Raw genomic sequence first — 15,521 nt, 5'->3', positions numbered from 1 at the left:
TTCTCCTTGAATATCCAGTGCTGATCAGGCTTTCTTGGTGCTAGCGCGAGGGGCTTTGGGTTTTGCCGCTGCTTTAGGCTTTGCCGGGGCTGCTGTGGCGACAGTCGCTTTGATTGCAGGTTTTGCCACCGGAGGGGTAGCTTCTGCCAGCATGATCGGCGGCGGCTCAGCAACAGGCGCTGGCTTAGGCTCGACAGCCTTGGGGGCAACAGGTGCAGGCGCTGCTTGTGCCGCTGCCAGTGCATCGACCTTGCGGGACAATTCCTGTAACTGTTTACGCAAAGCGCGATTTTCACGGCGCAAGGCTTGCTGTTTCTCGAAGGCCGCGTTCATCTCTGTGCGAGTGGGCAGGTTAGCGGATGCATACACGCTATCCAGCTCGGCATTAATGCCTTGCTTCAGCGCCATCAACGCATTGACCAAATCGCCGTACACCACCTGATATTCATCCGTCATGGCAAACTTGGCGTACACCTGTTCATTGACATCGACCCACAAATCATAGAGTTCGCGCAGGGAATTGATTGTTTTGCCATCGTTACGCATTGCCTCAACCCGTTCGCGCAAGGCTTGCACCGATTCGATCCCCTGTTTAGCAAAGGCTTTCAGGTAATCATCCATCGCTTCCTGATAGTTAGCACTCAGTTGGGAGAGTGCTTGCAAGCGTTCCTGCGATTCGCGGTTGTAACCGACAGCAGGCGTCCCTAGCACTTTGCGCAGTTGCTCGCTCCAGTTTTCAGATGTCGGCATGTGGAAACCACCCGCGCCCATTTCCTGAAATGCCTGCATTCCCATGCTGTTGAGCACGCGCTGCCAGCTATCCATCGCCGACTGGCCTACGCCGAAACCGTGAGCGCCAAACTTACCCATTTCAAGCTGACCGCAGCATTGGCGGAAACCGGCTTCCATCGAATCCATCCACGTTGTGATGGTGTCTTTATCAGCGTTGCCTGTTTGTTGGGCATTGTAAGCATTTTCAGCAAGGTTCATGTACACCTTGCCCATTTCGACCATGCGCTGGAAAGCGTCGGTAGACGCACCGGGTACTGTATGTGGGCTGACGGCTTTCCACCATTGTTCCAGACCTTGCGTCCAGGCAGGAGCACCGAATCCAGGAGCGCCAAGTCCGGGGATACCAAGCCCAGCGGGTGAATGACCGGGTTGCCCCATTTTGGAAAGATCTGACCACGCATCCCAATAGCGACGTTGTGCATCAGACCAGTTTTTCATCATATCTTCAGACCAATCTACCATCACAGTACCCATCCTCCACGTAAAAATAGTGTCTTTTAGCAGCTTAACATGCTACTTTGTGCATCGCAACAATGTTGACAGTCGCCTACTTTACGACTTGCCAAGAGCAAGCATCTCAGCTTATTGTTGACAACCTGAACATATACCACAAAGATTTAGCTACTTTATACCCTAGGAGAACGTTTCATGCGCGAAGATATAGTGATCGTAGCCGCAGGCAGAACTGCACTTGGTACTTTTGGTGGTGCACTCGCCGCCATTCCTGCTTCTGAACTCGGCGCAACTGTCATCAAAGGACTGCTGGAACGTTCCGGCCTGAAACCTGAGCAAATCAATGAAGTCATTCTGGGTCAGGTACTGACCGCTGGCGTTGGCCAAAACCCGGCTCGCCAAACCGTATTATCAGCGGGTCTGCCCAACGAAGTTCCAGCCATGACCATCAACAAGGTTTGCGGCAGTGGCTTGAAAGCCGTGCATCTGGCTTACCAAGCCGTCGCTTGTGGCGATGCTGACATCGTGATCGCAGGTGGCCAAGAAACCATGAGTGCTTCCGCGCACGTTCTGCCTAACTCACGTAACGGCCAAAAAATGGGCGACTGGAAAATGGTCGACACCATGATCAAGGACGGCCTGTGGTGTGCGTTCAACGATTGCCACATGGGCATTACCGCTGAAAACATCGCTGACAAGTACGGTTTCAGCCGTGAAGCGCAAGATGAGTTTGCAGCTAGTTCACAGCAGAAAACTGAAGCGGCGCAAAAAGCGGGCGCATTCAACGAAGAAATCATCCCTGTCGTCATCCCACAGCGTAAAGGCGACCCGGTCGTGTTCAACACGGACGAATTCCCACGCGCTGGCACGACAGCGGCTTCCCTCGGCAAACTGCGCCCGGCTTTCAAGAAAGACGGCTCGGTCACAGCGGGCAATGCTTCCGGCATCAACGACGGTGCAGCCGCCGTGATCGTGATGACCGCAGCCAAGGCTAAAGAACTCGGTTTGACCCCGATGGCACGTATCGTGTCCTTCTCCAGCGCGGGCGTTGACCCAGCGATCATGGGCACTGGCCCGATCCCTGCTACCACTAAATGTTTGGAAAAAGCAGGCTGGAAAGTGGCTGACCTCGACATGATCGAAGCCAACGAAGCGTTTGCAGCACAAGCTATGTCGGTCAATGAAAGCCTTGGCTTTGACCTGAGCAAGGTCAACGTTAGCGGCGGCGCAATTGCTTTGGGTCACCCGATTGGTGCATCCGGCGCTCGTGTACTGGTCACACTGCTGCACGGCATGAAGCGCACGGGCGCGAAAAAAGGTCTGGCGACACTGTGTATCGGTGGCGGTCAAGGCGTAGCGATGGCCGTTGAAGCGGTTTAAGAACCCCTCACCCCCTAGCCCCCTCTCCCTCAAGGGGCGAGGGGGGAACAAAGATTATATATACCTTCCCTTTTCTTAGCCCCTCTCCCCTTGAGGGAGAGGGGTTGGGGTGAGGGGTAAACACACATAGGAGTATTGAATATGAGTAAAGTTGCACTGGTAACAGGCGGTACAGGCGGTATTGGTAACGCGATTTGCAAGCAATTCGCAGAAGATGGCTACAAAGTTGTCACCACTTACTTCGAGCCAGAAGAGCAAGCCAAAGCATGGCAAGCCAAGCAGGGTTACGAAGTAGCCATCTACCCTTGCGATGTCAGCAACTATGACGATTGCGTCAAACTGAAAGAATCGGTTATTGCTGATTTCGGTCAAGTTGACATTATCGTGAACTGCGCAGGCATCACCCGTGACGCGACCTTCAAGAAAATCACCCCAGCACATTGGGCTGCGGTCATGAAAACCAACCTCGACAGCGTGTTCAACGTCACTCACCAGTTCGTTAACGAAATGGCTGAGCGTGGTTTTGGTCGTGTGATCAACATTTCTTCCATCAATGGTCAAAAAGGCCAGTTTGGCCAAACCAACTACAGCGCTGCCAAAGCAGGCGTACACGGTTTCGGCATGGCGTTGGCTCAGGAAGTGGCTCGCAAAGGCGTGACCATCAACACCTTGTCACCGGGCTACATCGCGACTGAAATGGTTATGGCGATTGCTGAAGAAGTGCGTAACAAAATCATTGCGCAAATCCCGGTTGGCCGTTTGGGTACACCTGAAGAAATGGCTGCGATCGTTTCCTTCTTGGCATCCGACAAAGCGGGTTTCATCACTGGTGCGAACATCTCTGCCAACGGTGGTCAGTTCATTCACTGATATTGTTCAAGGGGCGTATTCAATACGCCCCTACCCCAATTCCCCCCCTTCTATTCACCACTTTTGTGCATTGCCATACTGTTTTTGTGTACATAACAAAACGTTAACCTATAAAATCCCCTTCAGAAGCTGCTTTCACGCAGCAGCCGTTAATTTTATTTATTTCATCACAGTAGCACTGACGAAGATCCTATGGCCGAAGAACGCATTATCAAGAAATACCCGAATCGCCGTTTGTACGACACTACCCAGAGTTGTTACATCACGCTGAGCGATGTCCGCGATTTGGTGTTGGCGGAAACGCCTTTCAAAGTCATCGACCGGCAATCGAGCGATGACATTACCCGCAGCATCTTGCTGCAAATCATTATGGAACAGGAGTCGGGCGGGCAACCGTTGTTTAGCGCTGACATTCTGGAACAATTCATCCGCAATTACAGTGACGCTACCCGCAAGGGCTTCATGGAATACATGGAGCAAAGTGTCGGTTTGTTTACCAGCCAGCAAAGCGCTATGCAGGAACAAATGCACAAGGTTTTGACCGGCACACCGCTGGATGCGTGGATGAAAGTCGGCGAGCAAAACGTGCAAACTTGGCAGAAGATGCAAGAAAGCATTATGGGTACGTTGAAGCCGAAGAAGTAACTTTCCATGCCCGATTTCAGCTTACCTGTCACCCGTTACCGTTTTGCGTTTCGGGCGCTGACTTCCATCCAATTCCCGGCTTATGCTGGCTCGACGTGGCGGGGCGCGTTTGGTCATGCACTGCGCCATACCGTGTGTATTACCCGTGAACCTGATTGCCGCAACTGTTTGTTGTGGCGTTCGTGCGTTTACAGTCAGGTGTTTGAGACGCCAGCGGGGCATGAGCCTTTGCTGCAAAAGGTCAGCGCCGCGCCCCACCCTTATATCATGCAACCGTTGGCTACGTCGGGGCGGCAATATGCGCCGGGGGAAAGCTTTGTGCTGCATTTGACCTTGTTGGGGGCGGCGATTGCGCATTTGCCTTACCTTATCCATGCCATGCGGCAGGTGGGGGAACGCGGAATCGGTAAGGGTGATGGGCGTTATGCGCTGGAGGCGGTGGCGCAGGAAACCGTGGCGGGGGGTGGAGTGTGGCAAACTATCCATACACCCGGTGGCAGTTTGCAGGCATTGCCGGGCAGTGTGCCGCTGATTCCGCCGTTGCCGGAACAGGTGCGGGTGGTGTTGCAGACGCCGTTACGCTTGTTGCAGGAGGGAACGCCGATCCGCAGCGGGCGTTTCAATTTTCAGCTTTTCATGAATACGGTGATGCGGCGGATTTCCTTGTTGCACGCTTATCATGCGGGGGTGGAGCTGCCGGGCGATTTCAAGGCATTGAGCCAACAGGCGGCTGGCGTGGCGTTGCACGCGGTGGACTTGCATTGGCATGAGTGGTCGCGCTATTCCAACCGCCAGCAAAACAAGGTGCAAATGGGCGGGCTGGTGGGCAGCTTTGCCTTGGCGGGCGCGGGGTTGGAGGATTTCTGGCCGTGGTTGTGGCTGGGGCAATGGGTACACGCGGGTAAAGGGGCGGTGATGGGCATGGGCGAGTATGCGCTGCATGGTGAGGGAGAAGAAAATCCCCTCTGCCCACCTGTTACAAAGGAAGATTGAAATCGACCTTTCATCGGGCAAGCGTTTGGTATAATATCAATCTATCCACACAGTCGGCGCACGGTGTGAGCTGTTTAAAAACCTAACTCGGTTAATTTTATAGCAAGGCAACTTTTTATACAGCCGATTTCCTGCTAAGGGTCTCTGTAACCCACTGATTCAAAAGGCCGATTAGACACGAGCCCTCTGAAGACCGCCCTGATTTAAAAGGGATTAAGACCATGCCAAAAAGCGAGAACATAAAAATTGCTGCAAACTCTGAAGACCGCCCTGATTTAAAAGGGATTAAGACTCCTCTGGAAAAACTGAATCGCAATAGCTTTTTCTCTGAAGACCGCCCTGATTTAAAAGGGATTAAGACGACATTTACTGAGGTCAGTCATTCCGTACAAACTCTGAAGACCGCCCTGATTTAAAAGGGATTAAGACCAAGCCAGCGTCATATTGTTTCGGTTATCAAGACCTCTGAAGACCGCCCTGATTTAAAAGGGATTAAGACCCTTCGATTGTCGCCCTAATGCTGCTTGCGCCGCTCTCTGAAGACCGCCCTGATTTAAAAGGGATTAAGACGATCGAATGCTGATGATGCGTAGTAGCTGGATCTCTGAAGACCGCCCTGATTTAAAAGGGATTAAAACGCCCACTCAATCCTTTGTTCGTGATGAGAAGACTCTGAAGACCGCCCTGATTTAAAAGGGATTAAAACGTCACTTCGGGTAACTTGCTTTGCTCTTTTTGAGCACTCTGAAGACCGCCCTGATTTAAAAGGGATTAAAACCTGATCATCTTAGGTGGTTGTTTGACAATCTCTCTCTGAAGACCGCCCTGATTTAAAAGGGATTAAAACCCAGCGTTGCAAGCAACAAGCAAGGCGCTTTTGCTCTGAAGACCGCCCTGATTTAAAAGGGATTAAAACCCAGCGTTGCAAGCAACAAGCAAGGCGCAGAGGCTCTGAAGACCGCCCTGATTTAAAAGGGATTAAAACTCTTCGCGCATACAGAACAGTACGCCAGATTGACTCTGAAGACTGCCCTGATTTAATTGTCTGAACCTTGATTTTCATGATTAAAGGATTAGTGTGATTAAAGAGAACAACCCACATCCCGTTAATCACACTAATCCCATCAATCACCGTTCAGACAATCCCCCGAAGAGGGCGTATGCAATACGCCCCTACACAGAACGCCAAGTGACGCTGGCATAGTCCCTGGGGATTTCTTCCCCATTTCCACTTATACTTTCCCCGATGAACCAGCCGCACCCTACTCTGCCCCATACGTACCCGCGCCGCATCCTGCTCGCGGTCGCTGCCTATTCCCCGCAAATTGTGACCGAAACCTGTTACGCGCTGGCGCTGCAAACTGACCCGCCGTGGCTGCCCACCGAAGTGCATATCATCACCACCCAACGCGTTGCTGAGTATGTGCGTGCTGGTTTGTGCGCCACTCGCCAGAATGAACTGGGGAAATTGTGTGCGGATTACGCCTTGCCTCCGCCAGCTTTCGACTCCAGCCACATCCACCTGATTACCGATGCGCAAGGCATAGCGTTGGAGGATGTACGCAACGGCACCGACAACACCCACGCCGCCGATTTCATCACCCGCACGGTGCGGCACTTTACCGCTGACCCGCACACCAGCCTGCACGTCTCGCTGTCGGGTGGACGCCGTACCATGACGTATTACATCGGCTACGCGCTGTCGCTGTTCGGCAGGCCGCAAGACCGCCTCAGCCATGTGCTGATCGAAGACGAATATTATTTCAACCGCGAATTTTACTACCCGCCACCGCGCCCGGTCTGGGTGATGCGCGAAGATGGCAGCGGCTTTGATGCCGCCAAGGTGGAGGTCACGCTGGCGGACATTCCCTTCGTGCGCTTGCGTGAAGGTTTACCGACCGAGTTACTCGAAGGCAACAGCACGTTCAGCACCACGATCCACGCCGCGCAACGCCGCTTCGACCCGGTGCAAGTGCAATTGGATTGGCAACGAACCAGCCTGCACTGCGGTGGGGTTGCCGTCCCCATGCCGCCGGTGCAACTGGCGTTTTATGCGTGGATGTTGCACCGCTGTGCGCAAAACCAACCCCCAGTGCATTGGACAACGCCAGAAACCCCCGATCTGGCCAGCCAATTTTTGCACATTTACCAACGCCTGCACGGGCAAACCGGCAGTTACGAACAAGTCGCGCTGGCCTTGCGCGACGGCATCACCAAACCGTGGTTTGAGGAACGCAAATCCCACACCCACAAAGCGCTGAAAAAAGCGCTGGGCATGGCAGCGGCCGAGCCTTACCTTATCCAGCCGCACGGCAGCAAACCACGTACCCACTTTGGCCTCAACCTACCGCTGGATGCACTCGACTTTCACCCGAACTTGGCGGTAGTGTGACTCTTGTCACGGCAAACCTTGAATTATTCAGGAATACTTAAGCCAAGTCTTATCCGAGCAAAAGCCTGCGAAGAACTTCAGGATGCTAACAAATCCACACTGGTATAAAAAAAGAAAAATCATCGTGGCTAGCTTGGGTAATTCGGATATGGACAGCACGGTGGTTGGTGCAAAGCTTGCTTGATTCCAACCCAACGTAACAAACAAATTCAGTGGGGATTGGTAGATGGGAATCGGTGTGTATGGGGTCTGGCTCTACCGTGGAATAGTGACAGGCTTACAAAAATTTGAAGCCACATTTTTTAGTGACCCGTGGGAGAAAACGCCCCCAGCGGTATTGTCGCCAGCGCAAGGCTGGACGATAGCGTTGGAATCAGCCAGTAAGGGCTGGTCGGCTTGGCAGACATGAAGGGCTAGGTTTGACAAGCTTGTCATCCGTGACAGGCGGTGCTGTTTAGTTAAAAATCATAAATATCATTTATTGGGTTTATCACAAAGGGGCTGTTATGGCATTAGCTTTCAAAGCGCCGCACGTCATCAAAGCGACGTATCGCATCGTTACGCCTATGTTCATTGGGGACGCAGAGCAAAAAGCATCGGGCATATCGCCTGCTTCTGTGAAAGGCGCATTACGGTTTTGGTGGCGTGCGTTAAATTGGGGACAGATTCGCGCTGAAATCCAATCAGATACGGCTGCTTTACAACGTCTGCACCGTGAGGAGAGTGCCCTATTTGGCACATCCGCCGACAACGGCAAAGCTGCCCGTTTTACCCTGCGGGTTAATACCAACTCGCTAAAATTCGCCCATGCTACCGATTGGCCACATAGTGGCAATGATCCTAGCGGGTATTTAGGGATTGGACTGTGGGAAAGCGGTAATCGTGCAAGAGACAATTTCCAGCCTCACCGCGAATACATCACTGAAAACCAAACGTTTGGTGTAGAACTCCTGTGTTTACCCGACGTATCGGCCGAGAGTCAGCAACAGCTACGCGACGCCTTAACAGCCTGGGGTTTGTTAGGTGGCTTGGGAAGCAGAGCAAGACGTGCATTTGGTGCAATCGCCATTGAATCACTGGACAGCACTTCGCTGAAGTTTGCTGCCGTTACGGATTACCAAGCAGCCGTTAGCAAACTGTTTTCAAGCTATCGTTTAGCGACAATCAAGCAAGCGCCATTCACTTCCCTTTGTAAGGAAACGCAGTTCAGCATCAGTGCAAAAATTGCCAGTAATGCCCGTTCAGCCCATGCAATATTGGGGCAAACCTTTAAAGATTATCGCGGTCAGCCCAGTGATTTGCGTGGTTCTAAAAAACGGGTTTTTGGGATGCCTTATGCAGGTGGAACAGCCTTGGAGGGCAATGCACGGCGTGCCAGCCCCTTGTTATTCCATGTCCACCCAGTCGGTTCGCAATTTGTGGGAGCAACATTGTTTCTTCCTGCTGAGTTCCACACCGATACTGCTTTGGCAAGCGTTGATTATTCTTTGGCGAGTCAATTTCTGCAAAAATTACCTTCGGCGGTATTGGTATGAGCGATAACAAACAACACTACTTCCACTTCACCCTCGGCCCCGTGCAAGGTTTCGTTTCGCAAGCTCGCCGTACCCGTGATTTCTGGGCAGGCTCCTTCATTCTGTCATGGCTGGCAGCCGTCGCGATTCAAGCGGTGAAGCATCAGGATGGAAAGGTTGAATTTCCTAAGCCTGACGAAGATTACATGGCATGGTTAATCGGTAAGGGTAAGAGCAATAAGCCCACGCAAGGCAGCATTCCCAACCGTTTTAAAGGATTAGTCGCGGCTGTTAACCCCGACACATTCAAACCGGAACAGGTTGTTGAGGCTGTGCAGGAAGCATGGAAAGCTTTGGCAGATTCAGTGTGGGAACGTGACCTGGGGGATTTCAGCCCTTCAAGTGAGGCATCCCTCATCTGGGAACGGCAAATCGGTAGTTTCTGGGATATGAGCTGGGTCATCACTCCTGAGCAAAACGACAGTTCTGCGCTGGATAAACGCAAAAACTGGCGCACCTACACGCCACCTAACGAACCCGGTGTGAAATGCTCCATGATGGATGGCTGGCAAGAGCTTTCCGGCGAACTCAGCCCGAACAAGGCGGACATGAACAAGTTCTGGAAAAGCGTGCGTGACAATGGGCGCTACGGCATGAAAAGTGACTTGGCGGAAAACGAAGCCTTGTGTGCCATTGCCTTTGTCAAACGCCGCTTCAGCCGCCATTTCAAACTGATTGATCACAAAATGTCGCAGGGTTGGCAACTGAAGGGGTGGGAAGTGCCGAGTGCTGTTCCATCCGTCACCTACATGGCTGCTGTGCATTGGCTGGAACAAGCTCTGAAAGCAGAACCGCGTGCCTTGCAGGAATTTCACGATGCTGCGGCTGCATTGACTGGCAGGGAATACGGTGAATGGGAAACCAATATCCACTGTCTGGAGCAATTGCCCAATGCCAAGGACTTCAAACGCCTGCGCTCGCTCGACGGTAACGTGTTCTTCAGCAATATGCTGGAAAACAAAAACGTGTTCGCTGATCAAGTACAAGCCAAACAAGTCCAAAACAAACTGGCAGCCATCAACAAAAGTGCTGACATTGAACCTGTCTCACCGTTTTACGCCATCTTGTTGATGGACGGTGACTCACTCGGCAAGCACATGAGTGACTTGAAGAAACAAACCGCCATCACAACCGGTTTGGCGAAATTTACCGACGGCGTTCCTGCAAAAGTACAAAAGCACAACGGCTTTCTGATTTATGCAGGCGGTGATGACGTGCTGGCAATCCTCCCGCTGGAAGATGCGATTCCCTGCGCCGCAGAACTGCGCAAGCATTATATGGATTGTTTCCAAGACTCGGGCATCCCTACCACACTCTCAGGTGCAATTGAGTTCGCTCACATCAAGACCCCGTTGACCAAAGTGCTGAAAGACGCGCATCACTTGCTGGATGAAGTTGCCAAAGACGGGCGCGGGCGCGATGCACTCGCCATCCGCGTGTGGAAACCGGGCGGCTTGCAAATAGAGTGGGCACAACCGTGGGAAATCGCTTTGAATCCTGAGACGGGCAATACCTATCTGGAAGACATTGCTACTACCTTCCAGAATATTGCAAAGGATAAAGAACAGTTTTCCAGCAAGTTTTTCTACAAAATCCGCGAACGGTTTGATTTACTCAACCCCGACCCCACCAAAAAACAAGAACGTGTTTTAACAGATGGGAACGCACTAGCATTGATGGCGATGGAGTATCTCAACTCCGGCAAGTCTGACTTAAAAACGATGAATGAAGCCAAAGACCGTATCCGCCCACTGATGATTCAGTGCCGTCCTGTCACTCGTAATATTGAAGAAACCGACACCACAAAATGGCAGCGTAGCGAACGGCTAGAAGCTGGGGGTGCATTACTGGTGCGTTTCTTGTCACAAAAAGGGGTAGAACGATGAGCAAGAATAAAAAGCACAAGCCGAAAGTTCAGAGCGAAAAGGCAATGTCTAAACCCGTGAATACGAATGGGCAAGTCACACTCAGTTTTAACGCCACTGACACGCTGTTTTTCCGCGAATCCCGCCCGATGGAGTCGATGGGCGAACTGCAAAGCGTATTCCCACCGCCAGTACGGACATTGGCAGGCGCAATCCGCACCCTGATTGGCGAACACCTGAACGTTGATTGGCGCGAATTTGATGCCAATCATCCCAGCGTTGCCGATATTGGCTTTGGCGATGACTTAGGCAAGCTACATTTTCAAGGCGCGTGGCTGGCCTGGGAAACAGATGGCAAACGTGAACGCCTCTACCCTGCGCCACTGTTACTGATGCAAAAAGATCAAAGCTTTTACCGCCTGACCTTGGAAAGCAAAGGCATTTGGTGCGATTTAGATAAGCAGGTACGTTTGCCCAAACTCCCCGACAATGACGATGCCAAAGGCAGTAAACCGCTCGAAAACACTTGGCTTACCAGTGACGGCTTAAGTGCCGTATTGAGCGGCGGCAAACCCGACCCCAAACACATCAAGAAAGCCAGCGACCTGTTCGAGCGTGAATCACGAGTCGGCATTGCCCGCGACAACAGCACCCGCACCGTTGAAAAAGGTTTGCTCTATCAAACCCAGCACATCAGGCCGCATCAAGGATTATCGGTTGAGCTGGATACCGCAGGTTTGCCTGAAACGATGCCTGCCAAGTCCATCATCCGTTTGGGTGGCGAAGGGCGTACTGCCAGCATAGAGACAAAACAGACCAGCAATCACTTGCCCAAAGCACCCGATGCCAATGGCAATACCCAAGGTTTGCTACTGTACCTGCTGACACCACTGAATATGCCGCAAGCCGCGCATCTCGGTTTTAGCCGCGAAGAACGTGACAACCAAACTATCTGGACAGGCACACTTAACGGTATCGAGCTGGAATTACACGGCGCGGTCACGGGCAAAGCCTTGCGCGAAGGCGGCTGGGATATGGCAAAACACCAACCCCGCGCCGTCACCAGCCTGATTCCGGCGGGCAGCGTATTTTTCTGTAAGGCCAAAAACGGCGACACACAAGCGGCAATCAAAGCCTTACACAACACACAAATCGGCGAACTCAGCGCGTATGGCTACGGTCATCTGGCGGCTGGGCTGTGGTTAAAAGATTAAAGGGAACATACCATGCAACAAGCAAACACTATTCTGGGCTTACTGGCACAAACCTCGATCCACGCAGGCACAGGCTCAAACACAGGCGTTATTGATCTGCCGATTCAGCGCGAAGGGCATAACGGCTGGCCTTGTGTCTTTGGTTCTGCCATGAAAGGCGCATTGCGTACCCGTGCTGAAACCCAATACGGCAAAGACAATAACAGCGTCATTTGTGTTTTTGGCCCCACTACCCAAAACGCCAGCGACCATGCTGGTGCAATCATGGTCAGCGATGCGCGGCTACTACTGCTGCCTATCCGTTCCCTCACCTCACAATTCAAATGGGTGACTTGCCCGGATGCGTTGAAACGCTTTAAGCGCGATGCCGAACGTTTTGGGATGAAAGCCTTACAAGAATCCATTCCTGCCGTCACTGGCGATAATGCGGTTGTTCCCCAGCAAACTAAAGACGGCGCATTGTTTCTGGAAGAATACCGCTTCGATGCCAACATGCAGAATCTGGATGGGCTGATCAAGTCACTGGCAAACCTGATGCAACGTGATGACGCAGAAACAGCATTGCAACAGCAATTGGTGATTGTCAGCAACGATATGTTCGCGCATCTGTGCCAACACGCCACCCCGGTAAACGCACACATTGCGATTGATTCCGACACCAAAACCGTGCGCAACGGTGCGTTGTGGTATGAAGAAACCTTGCCACCTGAAACCCTGTTGTATGTTGGTTTAAGCGCCACCAAAGCCCGTGCACAAAATGCTGAAATGCCAGCCGAATCTATTCTGGGTGCTGTCACCGGCTTATTTACCCAACAACCGTGGCTGCAAGTCGGTGGCAATGAAACCGTCGGCATGGGCTGGTGCGCAGTCAAAGCATTGGGGGGTAAATGATGCAAACGATCCAGCAACAACGCGCAAAATATGCCCTTGAACAAGTCGAAGCTGCCTTACGCCGCAACGTGGACAAGAAGGAATACAAGAGTTACGCATCCAGCTTGCCCGCGATGATTCACATGAATGGTTTGGGGCAAGCTGCTGCTTTCTTCAAATCCAAGGGCGGCACACATGGTGAGTTATATACCCTCCTATCCGGCTGGTTGTGCCAAACGGGGCAGCCGTATGCAGGCTGTGACAATCTGCTGACAGGCATTACCACGAAAGACATGCACGCTTACCGTCTTGCCCAAGCCGAAGCCCAAGCCCTGATGGACTGGGTAAAGAAATTCGCCAAAGCCTTCATGACCGATGGCGATGACAACGGGGGGCATAATCAATGACAGCACCGTTATATGCCAACTGTGATAAACCGACCAACTGCGACAAGGACGGTAATCTCGGCCTGTGGTTCGAGCGCTTTTTCGACCAATATGATGACCATCGCCATTGGGAGGTTTTGAAACCAACCACCCATAATCATCAGATGGGCAACGCTTACTGGTTACTGAAACACTTCAGCAACAAAAAAGTCGGCGATGCCAAGCAACTTGCCAGTCATGCCCAAGCGCAGATGAAACTGGCTGACAGTCTGCAAGGCAAAAGCCATGCCTTCAAAGCCAGTTGGCACTTTGTCACCGGCATGGGTAATCCGCATCCGGTAGAAAACGGTTTTGCGTGGCATCCGACCTTGGGTGTGCCTTACCTGACAGGGGCGGCTGTTAAAGGTCTGGTTCGTAGTTACATCGAAAACTGGCTGGATGACACTCAGGAAAACAAACAGCAACTCTTGCTGCAATGGTTTGGTAGCACCGATAAAAATCCTTCTGCGGATGGCTATGCATCCCAAGCGGGTGAGCTGGTTTTCTTTGATGCTCTCCCCATCAGCCCCGTGACACTGGTGGTCGACATCATGACCCCGCACATGGGCAAGTGGTACGAAAAAGGCGGCACAGATCAAGCAGCAGGTACAGCCGAAGCCGTTCCCGCCGATTGGCATGACCCTGTACCCGTCTCGTTTTTAGCGGCGCAAGATATTACCCTGCAATTCAGCTTTGCTTTGCGCCAATACCCCAATACAGGCAAACGCCCTGCGATTGAACTTGCAGACGTTATGGATGTGCTGGAACGGGCATTGGAACAAACGGGTGCAGGCGGTAAAACAGCTACGGGTTACGGCGGAATGATCGACCCGGAAAAACAGCAACAACAGGTCAAAGCCCTGCAAGAAGCGGCCGCGCTTAGTGATGCTGAACGGCTGGAGGGTTATCTGAAAATCAATGCCCGTAATCAATCACTCTACCTTGAGCGCAGCGGGCAACAGCTTGCCTTCGCAACAGGCAATAAATCTGCTGAACTTCTGGCCATTTTACCCGAAGCTTCGGTCAAGGCAATGAAAGCCGGAAAAGGGGTTAAAGTGTATGCATATGTTGCCAAGAAAGAAATGTTGAAGATTGAGCTGTTTGAATGAGGCCATGAAATTGATGTGTGGCTGCTATCACGCCAACACCTCCGTTTTCCACCCCTCCACCGTCTTCGCCTCACTGCTAAAGTTAATGCCGACTAACACCTTCGGGCGTGGGTCGGCGCGATACTTTTCCGCGTAACGATTCGCGCACTTCGCTATTGGGGTAGTCGAGGGTATATTGGTTGGGTTTTATCCACGTACAGCATGTTGCGGGTACGTAACTCGCTGAAACTCTGGATACCGATGGGTAGGTTGAGTAAATTTTCCATGCCGTCAAGCCTGTCTAAAGTGGATGCCCCCAGTATAGCATCAGACAAGCTTGCCAAACTCGCCAAACCCAGCCCCTGCCCTTACACTGCGTTTTTTGCTGACACCACAACAAGAGGAACACATGACCACCTATTTCATCTCGCGCCACCCCGGCGCGGTCGCTTGGGCAGAATCGGAAGGCTTCCACGTTGATGAGCGGCTGGCGCATTTCGATGTGGACATCGTGCAGCCGGGCGACCGGGTGCTCGGCACGCTGCCGATCAATCTGGTGGCGGAAGTGAATGCACGCGGCGGGGACTATTTCCACCTGACGCTGGAGCTGCCAGCGGATGCGCGGGGCAAGGAGCTGACAGCGGAAAATATGCGCACCTACGGGGCGCGGCTGGAAGGCTATTCGGCACAGAAAAACTAAAAAGTAATAGCCACATAAGTGGTTTTTGCTTATAATGTTTGCAACAAGTAAGGCTGCTTATTTGTGCTCTTTTACAAGTTGCCAACCGCTTATTTGCTGAGAAACCAGTCAATATGCATTCAATCCGCGAGCCTGAAAATGCTAACTCTGAAACACCGATTTGATGTCAAAATTCATACACCGCAAGTTGTTGAAACCACAGCGTTTCCGACGAACGGCGGGGTTTGAATGCCGCCCTGATTTAAAAGGGATTAAGACGC

The 15,521-nt window shown here is 52.2% G+C and carries 15 protein-coding genes and 1 CRISPR repeat array; of the genes, 13 read left to right on the top strand and 2 right to left on the bottom strand.

The features are described from left to right. Nucleotides 1-24 precede the first annotated feature (24 nt). Nucleotides 25-1,254, bottom strand: coding sequence for a class III poly(R)-hydroxyalkanoic acid synthase subunit PhaE (gene phaE / locus Q394_RS21800; protein WP_028490541.1), 1,230 nt, complete (start codon nucleotides 1,252-1,254; stop codon nucleotides 25-27). A gap of 186 nt (nucleotides 1,255-1,440) precedes the next feature. On the opposite strand from phaE, the gene Q394_RS0118420 reads away from it, so the two are divergent. The 12 genes from Q394_RS0118420 (at nucleotide 1,441) to cmr6 (ending at nucleotide 14,582) form a co-directional block, all read left to right on the top strand. Continuing rightward, nucleotides 1,441-2,625, top strand: a complete 1,185-nt coding sequence (locus tag Q394_RS0118420) for an acetyl-CoA C-acetyltransferase (RefSeq protein WP_028490540.1) — start codon at nucleotides 1,441-1,443, stop codon at nucleotides 2,623-2,625. Between the two features lie 141 nt (nucleotides 2,626-2,766). Further along, on the top strand, nucleotides 2,767-3,495 hold the full coding sequence (gene phbB / locus Q394_RS0118415; RefSeq protein WP_028490539.1) for an acetoacetyl-CoA reductase: 729 nt from the start codon (nucleotides 2,767-2,769) through the stop codon (nucleotides 3,493-3,495). 192 nt (nucleotides 3,496-3,687) lie between these two features. Next, on the top strand, nucleotides 3,688-4,140 hold the full coding sequence (phaR, locus tag Q394_RS0118410; RefSeq protein WP_028490538.1) for a polyhydroxyalkanoate synthesis repressor PhaR: 453 nt from the start codon (nucleotides 3,688-3,690) through the stop codon (nucleotides 4,138-4,140). Nucleotides 4,141-4,146: 6 nt separating this feature from the next. Then, nucleotides 4,147-5,133 carry a CRISPR system precrRNA processing endoribonuclease RAMP protein Cas6 gene (gene cas6 / locus Q394_RS0118405; RefSeq protein WP_028490537.1) on the top strand — a complete coding sequence of 329 codons (987 nt, stop codon included), beginning with the start codon at nucleotides 4,147-4,149 and terminating at the stop codon, nucleotides 5,131-5,133. Between the two features lie 184 nt (nucleotides 5,134-5,317). Further along, nucleotides 5,318-6,118: a CRISPR direct-repeat array (repeat unit 36 nt; unit sequence CTCTGAAGACCGCCCTGATTTAAAAGGGATTAAGAC). 261 nt (nucleotides 6,119-6,379) lie between these two features. Next, the gene (csm6, locus tag Q394_RS21140) at nucleotides 6,380-7,525 is read left to right on the top strand and encodes a CRISPR-associated ring nuclease Csm6 (protein ID WP_038142102.1); all 1,146 of its coding nucleotides are present in this window, start codon (nucleotides 6,380-6,382) and stop codon (nucleotides 7,523-7,525) included. 226 nt (nucleotides 7,526-7,751) lie between these two features. Next, nucleotides 7,752-7,934: a hypothetical protein gene (locus tag Q394_RS0118395; RefSeq protein ID WP_028490536.1), complete on the top strand. Its 183-nt coding sequence runs from the start codon at nucleotides 7,752-7,754 to the stop codon at nucleotides 7,932-7,934. 97 nt (nucleotides 7,935-8,031) lie between these two features. Next, complete coding sequence (cmr1, locus tag Q394_RS0118390; RefSeq protein ID WP_028490535.1) at nucleotides 8,032-9,060, top strand: type III-B CRISPR module RAMP protein Cmr1; 1,029 nt, start codon at nucleotides 8,032-8,034, stop codon at nucleotides 9,058-9,060. Beyond that, nucleotides 9,057-10,985 (top strand): type III-B CRISPR-associated protein Cas10/Cmr2, encoded by a 1,929-nt coding sequence (gene cas10 / locus Q394_RS0118385; protein WP_028490534.1) that lies wholly within the window; start codon nucleotides 9,057-9,059, stop codon nucleotides 10,983-10,985. Before cmr1 ends, cas10 begins: the two co-directional genes overlap by 4 nt. Continuing rightward, nucleotides 10,982-12,178, top strand: coding sequence for a type III-B CRISPR module-associated protein Cmr3 (gene cmr3 / locus Q394_RS0118380; RefSeq protein WP_028490533.1), 1,197 nt, complete (start codon nucleotides 10,982-10,984; stop codon nucleotides 12,176-12,178). The genes cas10 and cmr3 overlap by 4 nt, the downstream gene beginning before the upstream one ends. A 12-nt stretch (nucleotides 12,179-12,190) precedes the next feature. Further along, nucleotides 12,191-13,069: a type III-B CRISPR module RAMP protein Cmr4 gene (gene cmr4 / locus Q394_RS0118375; RefSeq protein ID WP_028490532.1), complete on the top strand. Its 879-nt coding sequence runs from the start codon at nucleotides 12,191-12,193 to the stop codon at nucleotides 13,067-13,069. Then, nucleotides 13,066-13,455 carry a type III-B CRISPR module-associated protein Cmr5 gene (gene cmr5, locus Q394_RS0118370; protein ID WP_028490531.1) on the top strand — a complete coding sequence of 130 codons (390 nt, stop codon included), beginning with the start codon at nucleotides 13,066-13,068 and terminating at the stop codon, nucleotides 13,453-13,455. The genes cmr4 and cmr5 overlap by 4 nt, the downstream gene beginning before the upstream one ends. Then, nucleotides 13,452-14,582: a type III-B CRISPR module RAMP protein Cmr6 gene (gene cmr6, locus Q394_RS0118365; RefSeq protein WP_028490530.1), complete on the top strand. Its 1,131-nt coding sequence runs from the start codon at nucleotides 13,452-13,454 to the stop codon at nucleotides 14,580-14,582. The genes cmr5 and cmr6 overlap by 4 nt, the downstream gene beginning before the upstream one ends. 152 nt (nucleotides 14,583-14,734) lie before the next feature. On the opposite strand, the gene Q394_RS22550 is transcribed toward cmr6, so the two are convergent. Beyond that, nucleotides 14,735-14,848: an AAA family ATPase gene (locus Q394_RS22550; RefSeq protein ID WP_156946926.1), complete on the bottom strand. Its 114-nt coding sequence runs from the start codon at nucleotides 14,846-14,848 to the stop codon at nucleotides 14,735-14,737. Nucleotides 14,849-14,898: 50 nt separating this feature from the next. On the opposite strand from Q394_RS22550, the gene csx16 reads away from it, so the two are divergent. Then, nucleotides 14,899-15,261 carry a CRISPR-associated protein Csx16 gene (gene csx16 / locus Q394_RS0118360; RefSeq protein WP_211248856.1) on the top strand — a complete coding sequence of 121 codons (363 nt, stop codon included), beginning with the start codon at nucleotides 14,899-14,901 and terminating at the stop codon, nucleotides 15,259-15,261. Nucleotides 15,262-15,521 lie beyond the last annotated feature (260 nt).

It is taken from the genome of Thiothrix lacustris DSM 21227, from assembly GCF_000621325.1.
GTDB classification, from domain to species: Bacteria; Pseudomonadota; Gammaproteobacteria; order Thiotrichales; family Thiotrichaceae; genus Thiothrix; species Thiothrix lacustris.
This window is presented reverse-complemented; position numbering and strand designations above follow the sequence as displayed.